Here is a 12,492-nt window from a genome sequence, read left to right on the forward strand (position 1 = left end):
CTGTCCGCATGATCCGCGTGGCGCTCATCGACGACCACGAGTCGGTCCGACTCGGTCTCGAAGCCGCCTGCGCCCGCTCCGGGACCACCGCGGTCGTCTTCTCGGGGGCGAGCGTCGCCGCCTACCTGGACTGGCGGCTCTTCTCCCAGGAGCATCCCGCCGACGTCGTCGTGCTGGACCTCACCCTCGGCGACGGTGCGACCGTGACCGAGAACGTGACCGGCCTGGTGCAGGACGGCTCGCCCGTGATCATCCACAGCGTCGCGGACCGGCCGGCGGCCGTGCGCGAAGCGCTCGTCGCCGGAGCCGCCGGCGTGATCAGCAAGGCGTCCCGCATCGACGACGTCCTCGCCGCGATCGCGACCGTCGCGCGCGGCGACACGCTCGACAACGTCGAGTGGGCGTCCGCGATCGAAGGCGATCGCACCTTCGCCAACGCGCAGCTGTCCGCACGGGAGCGCGACGTGCTGCGGCTCTACGCGGCGGGGCTGCCGCTCAAGGCGGTCGCCGACCGGCTCGGCATCGCCTACTCCACCGCCAAGGAGAACATCACGCGTGTGCGCGTGAAGTACGTCGAGGTCGGCCGACCCGCCCCGACCAAGGTCGACCTGCTGCGCCGCGCCATGGAGGACGGCCTGGTCACCGAGGGCAACGGCGGCCGTGACGGCTGAGGCATCCGCGGGCTCCCTCGAGATCCCGTCGGACTCGTCCGTCTTCACCCGGGCGCGCATCGAGCGCGTCCTGGGACTCGTCGTCGGGGTGGGATGCGCCGTGATGGGCACCCAGGCGTTCCTCAACGCACTGGCATCCCATCAGGAGGCACCGGTCTGGCGCATCATCCTGATGCTGGTCGCCTTCGCGCCGCTCGTCCTGATGATCGTGGCGGGCATCGTCGGGCTCCTGTTCCGCCCCTTCGCCGCGGCGGTGGCGATCGCCTTCCCCCTCGTCCTCGTCGCGTGGCCGGTCGCGGCCGCCGGCCGCGTCGAGCTCGGCGCCGGTGAGCCGTGGATCTGGTACCTGCTCAACGTCGCGACCGCCGCGACGACGCTCGTGTTCCCGCTCGTCCTGCAGTTCGTGTGGGCGGCGATGGTGCCGGCGATGTACGGCGTCGCCCGGTTCATCCAACTGGGCGGGGGAACGGATGCCGTCATCCCGATCCTCCGGCAGGTCGTGTTCGCGATCATCCTCGGGGTCGTCATGATCCTCATCGCCTACATGGTCCGGCAGCTCGCCGCCGACCTCGACAACGCCCGGGCGGTCGCCGTCCGCTCCTACGCGGCCGCGGCGGCCGCCGATGCCGCCGAGCAGGAGCGCGTCTCGGTGGCGGCGCTCATGCACGACAGCGTCCTGGCGGCGCTCATCGCCGCCGAGCGCGCGACCACCCCGCGCGAACGGGATCTCGCGGTCGCGATGGCGCGCGAGGCGCTCACGCGCCTCGCGAACACCGACCGCGACGCCGAGGAGGGGCCCGACGACCCGGTCCCGGCGGCATTCGTCGTGGACGGACTCCGCGCCGCGGCGGCCGAGCACGGCTTCGCGCTCCCCGTCGCCACCGCCATCGGCGCGCACGCGCGGACGCTGCCCGGCCGCGTCGCGCGCGCCCTCGTCCTCGCCGGCGCCCAGGCGATCGTGAACGCCGTCGAGCACGCCGGCGGCGCGGGACTGCGGGTGGAGGTGGGGGCGGACGTGCGACGGATCGTCGTCCGCATCACCGACACCGGCGCCGGGTTCGATCCGGCGCTCGTGCCGGATGACCGCCTCGGCATCCGCGGGTCGATCGTCGCCCGCATCGCCGCCGTGGGCGGCCAGACCCGGATCCGCAGCTCCGCGCGCGGCACGACGGTCGAGCTGCGCTGGGAGCAGCTGCGATGACCGGCCGCGTGCGCGCCGGGCTGTCGATCCTCGCCGTCGTCTTCACCGCCTATCTCGCGATCGGCGGGATGGTGTGGACCGGACGGGTGGACATGCCCGCCATCTTCGTGGCGGCACTGGTCCTGTACCTCGTCACGACCTGGCTCTGCATCTTCTGGGAGGCCGCACCGCGGACGCGCCGGGGCGGCGAGGCGGTGCTGCAGCGATCGGCCCCGTTGCCGGTGTGGGCCTGCGTGTTCGCCCTCGCCGCCACCGCCGTCATCCCCTCGGCGACGTGGTACTCCGTGGCCGAGGCGGCGCGGCTCGAGTCGTTCGCCACCTGGACCCTCGGCGGCGTCGGAGCGCTCCTCACCATCGTGATGGTGCGGCGTCGCCCCCTCGTCGCCTGGGCCGGCGTCGTGATGCTCGCGGCCGCCTCCTCCGCCTGGATCGGGCCCGTCAACGCCCTGACCCTCGGCGCCGTCGGCGCGGCGGTGTGGGTGGGCACGGCGCAGCTGCTGACGGGTCTCGTGGACCGTGCCGCCCTCGACACCGCGGAGCTGACCGAGATCGAGCGGCGCTCGTCGGAATGGCTCGCGAGTCAGGAAGGGCGCCGCCGGGAACGGCGCGTGCGGGTGCAGCAGGCGCTCGCCCTCGCCGGCCCCGTGCTGACGCGCACGATCGAGTCGGACGGCCGACTGAGCGCCGCAGAGCGCGACGAGGCGAGGCTCGCCGAAGGCGCCCTGCGCGATGAGCTGCGCGGACCGCGCCTGCTCGACGAGTCCGTCCGCGCGAAGCTGCACGAGGCCCGCCGTCGCGGCAGCATCGTCACCGTCCTCGACGAGGGAGGCCTCGACGGCGTGAGCGAGGAGGCCCTGGAGCGGATCCGCGGTCACCTCGCCCGGGCGCTCGAGGGGGCGGCATCCGATCGCATCTACATCCGCACGTCGCCGCACGAGAGCACGGCGGTCACGGTGGTGGGCCGGTCGCACCCCGGCGACGATCCCGGCGACGAGGAGGTCGTGGACCTGTGGCACGAGATCCCACACGAGCCGGCGGCGATCTCCGACCTCGACGCCTGACGAAGAGGAAGGCGAGGGGCGGCGAAGCCGCCCGCCCCTCGCCTAGCGAGCGGTTACCCGAAAACCGGCTCGCATGGCCGATCCGCGTTCTGAGGGATACGGATCAGCCGAACGCAGAAGCGTTCCAGCGGTTAAAGTCTCGCCCAGCGTGCCGACGTTGTCTGTAGGTACTTTGGGGGACAAATCCAGCGTTCTCCCGGCGGGCATGGCCCTCAGCCGGCGAACCGCCCCCAGGGGACGTCGCGGCGCAGCGGTGCGCGCGGCCCCCGCGCGGACACGGCCCACGGTGAGACCGAGGCGTCCTCGGCGATCGCCGTCGACGCCTCGCGCACGTACGACTCGGTCACGACCGCGATGACGGCCGCGAGCTCCTCTTCGGTCGGATCGCCCCTGTGCACATCGACGCGCAGCGCACCGACGATGTCCTCCCCACCCCCGGTCATAGCGGGATGTTACCGTGCTTCTTCGCCGGCAGGCTGGCGCGCTTGCCCCGCAGCGAGCGGAGCGCCTTCGCGACCGCGACCCGTGTCTGCGCGGGCTCGATGATCCCGTCCAGCTCGCCGCGCTCGGCGGCGAGGAAGGGCGACGCGACGTTGTAGGTGTACTCGTTGGCGAGCCGTGTGCGGACGGCCGCCACGTCCTCGCCGGCCTCCTCGGCGCGCCTGATCTCGCCGCGGTAGAGGATGTTGACCGCGCCCTGTCCGCCCATGACCGCGATCTCCGCGGTCGGCCAGGCGAGGTTGATGTCGGCGCCCAGCTGCTTCGAGCCCATCACGATGTACGCACCGCCGTACGCCTTCCGGAGGATCACCGTGACGAGCGGCACGGTGGCCTCGGCGTAGGCGTAGAGGAGCTTCGCGCCGCGGCGGATCACACCGGTCCACTCCTGGTCGGTGCCGGGCAGGTAGCCGGGGACGTCGACGAGGGTCAGGATCGGGATCGAGAAGGCGTCGCAGAACCGGACGAACCGGCTCGCCTTCTCGCCGGCCTCGATGTTCAGCGTTCCCGCCATCTGCGAGGGCTGATTGGCGATGATGCCGACGGTGCGCCCCTCGACGCGGCCGAAGCCGATCACGATGTTCGGGGCGAACAGCGGCTGCACCTCGAGGAACTCGCCCGCATCGACGATGTGGGAGATGACCTCGTGGATGTCGTACGGCTGGTTGGCCGAGTCGGGGATGATCGCGTTCAGCGAGCGGTCGCTGTCGGTCGTCTCGAACTCGAACGCGCTCTCGTACCCGGGGGCGTCCGACATGTTGTTGTCGGGGAGGAAGCCGATGAGGGTGCGCGCATAGTCGATCGCGTCGTCCTCGTCCTCGGCCAGGTAGTGCGCGACGCCGGAGCGGGTGTTGTGCGTGTACGCGCCGCCGAGCTCCTCCATGCCGACGTCCTCGCCGGTCACGGTCTTGATGACGTCGGGACCGGTCACGAACATCTGGCTGGTCTTGTCGACCATGATGACGAAGTCGGTGAGGGCGGGGGAGTAGACCGCTCCGCCCGCGGCGGGACCCATGATGAGGGAGATCTGCGGGATGACACCGGATGCCGCGGTGTTCAGGCGGAAGATCTCGCCGTACTTGCCGAGCGCCACGACGCCCTCCTGGATGCGGGCGCCACCCGAGTCGAGGATGCCGATGATCGGCATCCCGCCGCGGAGCGCGAACTCCATGACCTTGATGATCTTCTCGCCGGCGACCTCGCCGAGCGACCCGCCGAAGGTCGTGAAGTCCTGGGAGTACACGGCCACCGTGCGGCCGTGGATCGTGCCGATCCCGGTGACGACCGAGTCGCCGTAGGGGCGCGAGCGGTCCATGCCGAAGGCGGACGTGCGGTGGCGGACGTACTCGTCGAGCTCGACGAAGGACCCGGGGTCCACGAGCAGCTCGATGCGCTGCCGCGCGGTGAGCTTGCCCTTCTTGCTCTGCTTCTCCTGAGCGATGCTCTCGGCGGAGATGACGGCTTCTTCGTAGCGTGCACGCAGGTCGGCGATCTTGCCGGCGGTCGTGGACAGGTCGGGCTGATCGGTCACGCGTTCCACCCTAGCGAGCGTCCCGGGTCGATCGTTGGCGAGATGCGACAACCCGACGGCGGATCCGCTGTGGCATCCCTCCGGCCGGAGCGGAGCGGACGGGGCGCGTAGGGTGAACGGCATGTCGATTCCCGCGCACGGATATCCCCTGGCAGCGGCGGTCAGCCCCCGACTGCACGTCATCGAGACCGTCGACTCGACCAACGCGAAGCTCCTCCGCGACGCGTTCGACGACGCCGACGGGCACCCGCATCTCGCCGCCCTCGTGACCCGCGATCAGACCGCGGGGCGCGGCCGCCTCGATCGCGTCTGGACGACGCCGCCCGGCAGCGCGCTCGCCGTCTCGGTGCTCCTGCGGATCGAGGCCGTCCCCGTGGCGGCGCGAGGCTGGATCCCCCTCATCGCCGGCGAGGCGATGAGGGCGGCCGTCCGCGCGCAGGGCGACGGACTCGATGTCGCGCTCAAGTGGCCGAACGACGTCCTGGTGGGCGGGCTGAAGATCAGCGGCATCCTCGCCGAGGTCATGCCCGGCGACCCGCATGCGGTCGTGGTCGGCGCAGGGGTCAACACCGCGATGACCGCCGCCCAGCTGCCCGTGCCGACGGCGACCTCGTTCGCCGCGCTGAACCGCCGGGTCGACGAGGATCGGCTGCTCGCCGACTTCCTCACCGGCCTCCGCGACGGCATCGCCGCCCTCGCCGTCGGCGGCGCCGGGATGGATGACGTCCGGGCGAAGGTCGCCGCCGCCTGCGGCACCATCGACGCCGAGGTCTCGGTCACCCTTCCCGACGAGACGACGCTGCGCGGGCGGGCCGTCCGGCTGGATCCGGATGGACGCCTCGTCGTGGACGCCGCCGGCACCGAGCACGTCGTCGCGGCGGGAGACGTGGTCCACGTCCGCTGATCCGCGCGCGTCCCGAGGAACGGCGTGCCGCGGCGTCCCGTGTCCGTGCCGGGCGCCATGATGAAGGGGTGACCCAGCCGACCGCGTACTCCGGGCGTCCTCGGACGCCCGCGCCCGGCAGCGCCGCACCCGAGCTGAAGCTCGCGCGGTTCCGCCGTCACGCGCGTCGGATGCTGTGGCCGGCGATCCTCCTGATCGCGACCGCCGGCGCGGTGGGCTACTTCACCGGCAACCTCGTCGAGCCCTTCGCCGACTGGATGCTGTGGAGCGCGGGCGGTCTGATCGTGGTGTTCCTCGTGGTCATCCCGTACCTGCGGTGGCTCTCGCACACCTACACCGTGACGACCCGACGCGTGATCGAGCGCGGCGGGCTCGTCCACCGGCGTCGCGTCGACGTCTCGCACGCCCGCGGCTACACGATCTCGGAGCGGCGCGGGCCGCTGCAGCGGCTGTGGGGGAGCGGGACGCTGACCCTCGCGAACGGGGTCGACGAGCCCGTGCGGCTGGTCGACATCCCCTCGGTGCGGCTCGTCCACGAGACCCTTGCGGACCAGGTCGAGGTGAGCCAGATCCTCGCCCACCGCGATTCGCACAGCATCCCCGTGGCGGGCGCCGATCACTGACGGTCGTCGACGTCCCCGCCCGGTGCGCGAAGATGGTAGCGACGGAGGGAGAACGATGACACTGCAGGTCGGAATCGTCGGTGGAGGGCAGCTGGCCCGGATGATGATCGCCCCCGCGGTCGAACTCGGCATCGACGTGCGGGTCCTCGCCGAGCAGCCCGGGATGTCGGCGGGCCTCGCGGCCACGGCGGTCGGCGACTACCGGGACCTCGAGACGGTCCTCGCGTTCGCCCGCGACGTCGACGTCATCACCTTCGATCACGAGCACGTCCCCCAGGACGTCCTGCAGGGACTCGTCGCGGCCGGGGTCGCCGTGCACCCGGGGCCGGAGGCGCTGTTCTTCGCGCAGGACAAGCTCCGCATGCGCGCACGACTCGACGAGCTCGGGATGCCGCAGCCGGCGTGGGCCGCGGTGTCCGACGCGGCCGGCCTCGACGCGTTCCTGGAAGCGCACGGCGGCCGCGCCGTCGTGAAGACCCCTCGGGGGGGATACGACGGCAAGGGCGTCCGCGTCGTCTCCGCCGCCGCGGACGCCGCGGATTGGCTCGGCGCCCTCGCGGAGGACGGCGAGCTGCTGGTGGAGGAGCTCGTGGACTTCACCCGGGAGCTGGCCCAGCAGGTCGCGCGCCGCCCGTCCGGGGACTCCGTCATCTATCCCGTGGTCGAGACGGTGCAGCGGGACGGCGTGTGCGCCGAGGCGATCGCCCCGGCGCCGCATGCCGCCGGACGCCTCGCGGACATCGCCGCCGACATCGGCGAGGCGATCGCCGTGGGACTCGGCGTGACCGGGATGCTCGCCGTCGAGCTGTTCGAGACGACCGACGGCAGGCTCCTCGTCAACGAGCTGGCCATGCGCCCGCACAACAGCGGCCACTGGACGCAGGACGGCTCGATCACGAGTCAGTTCGAGCAGCACCTTCGCGCGGTCCTCGACCTGCCCCTGGGCGACACGGCGCTGCGGGCGCCCTGGTCCGTGATGGTCAACATCCTCGGCGGTCCCGCGACGGACGCGCTCGCCGACCGGCTGCCGGCCGCCCTCGACGCGCATCCCGCCGCCAAGGTCCACACCTACGGCAAGGACCCGCGGCCCGGACGCAAGGTCGGTCACGTCAACGTCGCGGGCGCCGACCTCGACGAGGTGTGCTACGAAGCGCGGGCCGCCGCCGCCTTCTTCGCGGATTGATCGTGCCGTTCCGGCGTTCTCCCGGTTCCGCCGCCTAGCCTGGTTCCGTGACCCGCCCGCTGCACTCCTCCTCCACGCCGCTCGTCGGTGTCGTCATGGGGTCCGATTCCGACTGGCGCGTCATGAGCGACGCCTCACAGGTGCTCTCGGACTTCGAGATCGGCCACGAGGTCGAAGTCGTCTCGGCCCATCGCACGCCGGACAAGCTGCTGAGCTACGGCCGCGGAGCCCGGGCGCGCGGCATCCAGGTCATCATCGCGGGCGCCGGCGGCGCCGCGCACCTGCCGGGCATGCTCGCGTCCGTCACGACGCTCCCCGTCATCGGCGTGCCCGTCCAGCTGGCGACCCTCGACGGCCTCGACTCGCTGCTGAGCATCGTCCAGATGCCGGCCGGCATCCCGGTCGCGACCGTCTCGATCAACGGCGGCAAGAACGCAGGCCTCCTCGCCGCGCGGCTGCTCGGCGCGACGGACACCGCCGTCGCGGGGCGGCTCGAGGGCTATGCCGCCGACCTCGAGGCGCAGGTCGAGGAGAAGAACCGCCGCCTGAAGGACTCGCTGTGAGGACCGCGTCGTGAGCGTCGCCAGCCCGCCGCGCGCGAACGCCGCGGCCCCTCGTCGCGTGCTCGAAGAGCGCCCCATGCGACACCCGGACTCCTCGTCGGCGTCCGTGATGACCAAGCGCGCATGGTGGCTCGTCGTCGCGAACTTCCTTCTCCCGGGGTCGGCGCAGGTGCTCGCGGGCGCTCGCCGACTCGGCCGGGTCGGCATCGTCGCGACGCTCGCGATGTGGATCCTCCTGGCCCTCGCCGTCCTCACCGGGCTCCTGTGGCGCTCCCTGCTCACCACCGTGATCGCGTCGTGGTGGGTGCTGACGGCGATCCAGGTCCTGCTGTGGATCTACGCGGTGCTGTGGGTGGTCCTCACCGCCGACACGCTCCGCCTCGCGCGGCTGGGACGGGTCCGTCCGCGCGCTCGCGCGGCCGTCGTCGTGGTCGCTCTCGTGCTGGCGCTGGTGCCGAGCGGCGCCGCGGCCTACGCGGCGCAGTCGGTCGTGGCCCCGCTCCGCTCGGGGCTCTCGATCTTCGCGTCGGGGCCGAGCGTCCCCCCGTCCGACGGTCACTACAACTTCCTCCTGCTCGGCGCCGACAGCGGCGAGGGGCGGGATTCGATGCGGTTCGACTCGATCTCGGTGGTGTCGGTGAACGCCGACACCGGGTCGGTGGCGATCGTCGGCATCCCGCGCGATCTGCGCCACGCCCCGTTCTCGGCGGGTCCGATGCAGGACCTGTACCCGGACGGCTTCCAGGGTCACACCTCGTCGGCGTGCGGCTGGGGCTCCGGCATCAACCAGCTGATGAACGCCGCCGAGACCTGCCTCGAGGACCGCGGCGCGAGCCTGTACCCCGACGCCGTCGCGAACAACTCGAGTCCCGCCGTCGAGGCGACGAAGGACGCCGCCGAAGGCATCCTCGGCATCGAGATCCCGTACCACGTCTTCATCGACATGCACGGCTTCGCCGACCTGGTCGACGCACTGGGCGGGGTCGACATCACCGTGAAGGACCGGCTGCCTGAAGGCGGGGGGCCGGACTACGACGGTCAGCCCGCCGAGGACTGGGCGACGGGGTGGATCGAGCCGGGTGCGCAGCGCATGGACGGCGAGACCGCGCAGTGGTACGCCCGGTCGCGGTACACGACGAGCGACTGGGACCGGATGCGGCGTCAGCGGGAGCTGCAGACCGCGATCCTGGACCAGGCGACCCCCTCCACCGTCCTGACGCGATTCAGTGAGATCGTCGCCGCCGGGAAGAACCTCGTCCAGACGGACATCCCCGACTCGCTGCTTCCGTTCCTCGTCGACCTCGCGGTGAAGGCGAAGGACCAGGACGTGCAGACGCTCGAGCTCACCCCGAAGGGTGCGAACCTCGATCCGGACGACCCGACCGCGGAGGACTGGGCGCGGATCCGAGAGATGGTGCGCACCCTGCTGCATCCGCCGACTCCGACACCGACGCCGGAACCCTGACCGACCCGGGAGATCACATGACGACCACCCTGCGCGTGATCCTGGAGCAGCCGACCCCGCTCGGCGACATCGACGCGGCGGCTGCGTCGCGCGAACTCGCCGTGGCCCTGGCCGTCACCGCACCCAGCGGGTGCGACGTGCGGGCGATCGTGCCGAGCGACGCGGACCGGGGCCTGGCTGAGACGCTGCCGCGCCTCGCCGGCGTCGACCGGCTCCCCATGCCCGGGGCGACGGTGGCCGGCCTCTGGCGCGCGGGCACGCGCGTCGGCGCGGGGGACGGCCTCATCCACTCGCCGACGCTCGCGGCGCCGCTCGTGAAGCACGATCGCGTGCACGATCACGACCAGACGGCCGTGACGCTGTGGGATCTCCGCGCGTGGGAGAACCCCGATGAGCTCCCGCGCGCCGCCGTGGCGTGGTCGCGCGCGATGCTGCGGCGAGCGGTGCGCCACGCCGATGCGGTCGTCGTCCCCACGCACGCGCTGGCGGCCCGACTGGCCGAGATCGCCCCGCTCGGAGATCGGATCCGCGTCATCGCAGGGGCGCCCGCGGCAGCGCTTCGCGTGCCTTCCGATGAGATCGGCCGGCGGCGCGCGCTCAATCTGCCCGAGGGCTATGTGCTGACGAGCGGATCCGCCGCACCGTCGGCCGGGCTCCGCACCGCGTTCGAGGCCCTGGTCGCGGCGGGCCGGGACACGGCGGTCGTCGTGCTCGACGCTCCGGAGGGCGAGGAGCCGGCGATCGCCGAGATCGCCTCCGCAGCCGGCCTGCCGGAGCGGCGGCTCCACATCCGCGGTCGGCTCGACGTGCCCGACCGTGCGGCGGTGTTCGCCGGGGCGGTCGCGCACCTGGCCGCCGCCGGCGACGGCGCGTACCCCTGGCGGGTGCTGGACGCCCTGCGGGTGGGGGTGCCGGTGGTGGCGGCGGACACGCCGACGCACCGTGAGGTGCTGCTGGACGCCGCCGCGTTCGCGCAGCCGGACGACGCCGACGCGCTCGGCGCAGAGCTCGCCGCGACGCTCAGTTCGACGCAGGCCGTCGAACGGCTGTCGGTGCTCGCCTCCGATCGCGGCCGGGCGTTCACCTGGCCGGGTGCCGCCGAGCGGGTCTGGCAGCTGCACGCGGAGTTGTGAGATCACCCGGATCGGCGTGTCGGTCGCGCCGATGCCGGTTCCGGCTGGTATCTCAAGGCGACTTCCGTAACACTGGTCACATGCGCCTCGACTCCACGGTCCGTCGGACACCCCTGCGGACCCTGGCGGTCATGCTCGTCGCCATCCTCGCGATCAGCGGACTCTCGGCTCTCGCGCCCGCATCCGCCGCCCGTGCGGCCGACCTGCCGTCGTCCATCATGGACGGCGGATTCATCATCAGCGACGCCGAGTTCTTCGACAAGGACGCGATGACGGCGAAGCAGGCCCAGGCCTTCCTCGAGAAGCGCGTGCCCACGTGCAAGGCGACCGACGGGCCCACCTGCCTCCGCTCGTTCACGGCGAATCTCCCCGCGAAGGCGAAGGACGCGTACTGCGCCGCGATCTCGGCGAAGAACAAGGTGAAGGCCTCCGAGGTCATCGTGACGGTGGCGAAAGCGTGCGGGATCAACCCGCAGGTGATCCTCGTCATGCTCCAGAAGGAGCAGGGCCTCGTGACCTCGACGAAGCCGAGCGAGTGGAGCTACCGGGCGGCGATGGGGATGAACTGCCCCGACACCGCGCCGTGCAGCGCCACCTCCGCCGGTTTCGTGAACCAGGTGTACCTCGGCGCACGTCAGCAGCAGGTCTACGCGAAGAACCCGACCCGCTACAACTACAAGGCGGGGCAGGTGAACACCATCCAGTGGAGCCCCACCGCCTCGTGCGGGACGTCCAAGGTGTTCATCGAGAACCAGGCCACCGCGAACTTGTACATCTACACCCCGTACCGTCCGAACGTGGCCGCTCTGGCGGCCGGCTACGCCAGCGGCGACGCGTGCTCGGCGTACGGCAACCGCAACTTCTACAACTACTACGTGCAGTGGTTCGCCCCCGGCGCGTCGCCCTCGACGGGTGCCCCCGCCCAGGTGGCGGCCTGCACCGCTCCGGCATCCGCCGACGTCGTGGCCGCGAGCGGCACGTACTCTGTCGTCGCCTCCAACGCCGTGGCGAAGACCGCGCCGACGGGCGTCTGCACCGCGTCGACGAAGCTCGCGAAGGGGACGAAGGTCACCGTCACCGGAAGGTACGGGGCGTGGTCGCGCGTCACCGTCGCCGGAGCGAAGCGCTGGATCCTGTCGACGTCGATCAACCTCCCCGCTCCGGGCTGCAGCGTCCCCGCCGCGAGCGAGGTCAAGGCCGCCTCCGGGCGGGTCACCGTCAACAGCGACAGCCTCAACGCCCGCAAGGCGCCCACCACCGCGTGCTCATCGGGGGCGATCCAGCTCGATCGGGATGACAGCCCGACCCGCACCGGCATCTACGGGGCGTGGTGGCGCATCACTCACAACGGCGCCACCTACTGGATCCACAGCGACTACGCATCCATCGAGGCCCCGGCGGACACGCCGCCGGCAGCGAAGGCGATGTACACGAGCCGCGCGGTGCAGTTCCGGACGGCTCCCGGCGGCAACGGGATCGTCGCCACCCTCCCCACCGGCACCGCGGTGACCGTCCGCGCGACCAGCGGCGCCTGGGCGCAGGCGGAGGTCGGCTCGGACAGCGGCTGGCTCGAGTCCGATCGCCTCGTCGCGGCGAAGCCGGCGGCGGTCAAGACGAGCACGATGCGGACGACGGCGAAGACGTGGATCCGGCCGGCGA

General features: G+C 72.1%; 12 protein-coding genes. 10 read left to right on the plus strand and 2 right to left on the minus strand.

What is annotated here, in order from left to right; all coding sequences use genetic code 11:
* Nucleotides 1-8: 8 nt before the first annotated feature.
* Genes AB3M83_RS11090 through AB3M83_RS11100 form a run of 3 tightly spaced genes read left to right on the plus strand, consistent with a single transcriptional unit; the run spans nucleotide 9 to nucleotide 2,933 of the window.
* Entirely contained in the window at nucleotides 9-671 is a 663-nt protein-coding gene (locus AB3M83_RS11090; protein ID WP_412948065.1) for a response regulator transcription factor, read from the plus strand.
* Nucleotides 661-1,872, plus strand: a complete 1,212-nt coding sequence (locus tag AB3M83_RS11095; protein ID WP_412948067.1) for a sensor histidine kinase — start codon at nucleotides 661-663, stop codon at nucleotides 1,870-1,872. Before AB3M83_RS11090 ends, AB3M83_RS11095 begins: the two co-directional genes overlap by 11 nt.
* Nucleotides 1,869-2,933, plus strand: a complete 1,065-nt coding sequence (locus tag AB3M83_RS11100) for a hypothetical protein (RefSeq protein ID WP_412948069.1) — start codon at nucleotides 1,869-1,871, stop codon at nucleotides 2,931-2,933. The genes AB3M83_RS11095 and AB3M83_RS11100 overlap by 4 nt, the downstream gene beginning before the upstream one ends.
* Before the next feature lie 212 nt (nucleotides 2,934-3,145).
* Here AB3M83_RS11100 and AB3M83_RS11105 read toward each other — a convergent pair whose 3' ends face one another.
* Both AB3M83_RS11105 and AB3M83_RS11110 read right to left on the minus strand, forming a co-directional pair.
* The gene (locus AB3M83_RS11105; protein ID WP_412948070.1) at nucleotides 3,146-3,376 is read right to left on the minus strand and encodes an acyl-CoA carboxylase subunit epsilon; all 231 of its coding nucleotides are present in this window, start codon (nucleotides 3,374-3,376) and stop codon (nucleotides 3,146-3,148) included.
* Nucleotides 3,373-4,962: an acyl-CoA carboxylase subunit beta gene (locus AB3M83_RS11110; RefSeq protein WP_412948072.1), complete on the minus strand. Its 1,590-nt coding sequence runs from the start codon at nucleotides 4,960-4,962 to the stop codon at nucleotides 3,373-3,375. The genes AB3M83_RS11105 and AB3M83_RS11110 overlap by 4 nt, the downstream gene beginning before the upstream one ends.
* A 121-nt stretch (nucleotides 4,963-5,083) precedes the next feature.
* Between AB3M83_RS11110 and AB3M83_RS11115 the strand changes: the two genes are divergently transcribed.
* The 7 genes from AB3M83_RS11115 to AB3M83_RS11145 all read left to right on the plus strand — a co-directional run.
* Nucleotides 5,084-5,866 carry a biotin--[acetyl-CoA-carboxylase] ligase gene (locus tag AB3M83_RS11115; protein ID WP_412948073.1) on the plus strand — a complete coding sequence of 261 codons (783 nt, stop codon included), beginning with the start codon at nucleotides 5,084-5,086 and terminating at the stop codon, nucleotides 5,864-5,866.
* A gap of 68 nt (nucleotides 5,867-5,934) precedes the next feature.
* Nucleotides 5,935-6,489, plus strand: coding sequence for a PH domain-containing protein (locus AB3M83_RS11120; protein WP_412948075.1), 555 nt, complete (start codon nucleotides 5,935-5,937; stop codon nucleotides 6,487-6,489).
* Nucleotides 6,490-6,544: 55 nt separating this feature from the next.
* Complete coding sequence (locus tag AB3M83_RS11125; RefSeq protein WP_412948077.1) at nucleotides 6,545-7,672, plus strand: 5-(carboxyamino)imidazole ribonucleotide synthase; 1,128 nt, start codon at nucleotides 6,545-6,547, stop codon at nucleotides 7,670-7,672.
* Nucleotides 7,673-7,767: 95 nt separating this feature from the next.
* Nucleotides 7,768-8,235, plus strand: coding sequence for a 5-(carboxyamino)imidazole ribonucleotide mutase (gene purE, locus AB3M83_RS11130; protein ID WP_412948511.1), 468 nt, complete (start codon nucleotides 7,768-7,770; stop codon nucleotides 8,233-8,235).
* Between the two features lie 10 nt (nucleotides 8,236-8,245).
* On the plus strand, nucleotides 8,246-9,700 hold the full coding sequence (locus AB3M83_RS11135; protein WP_412948079.1) for an LCP family protein: 1,455 nt from the start codon (nucleotides 8,246-8,248) through the stop codon (nucleotides 9,698-9,700).
* A 17-nt stretch (nucleotides 9,701-9,717) separates the two neighbouring features.
* Nucleotides 9,718-10,833, plus strand: coding sequence for a glycosyltransferase family protein (locus tag AB3M83_RS11140; RefSeq protein WP_412948081.1), 1,116 nt, complete (start codon nucleotides 9,718-9,720; stop codon nucleotides 10,831-10,833).
* A gap of 80 nt (nucleotides 10,834-10,913) precedes the next feature.
* A partial coding sequence (locus AB3M83_RS11145) for an SH3 domain-containing protein (RefSeq protein WP_412948083.1) occupies nucleotides 10,914-12,492 on the plus strand: 1,579 nt, incomplete at its 3' end.

Source organism: Microbacterium pasadenense, from assembly GCF_047246565.1.
Lineage (GTDB): Bacteria > Actinomycetota > Actinomycetes > Actinomycetales > Microbacteriaceae > Microbacterium.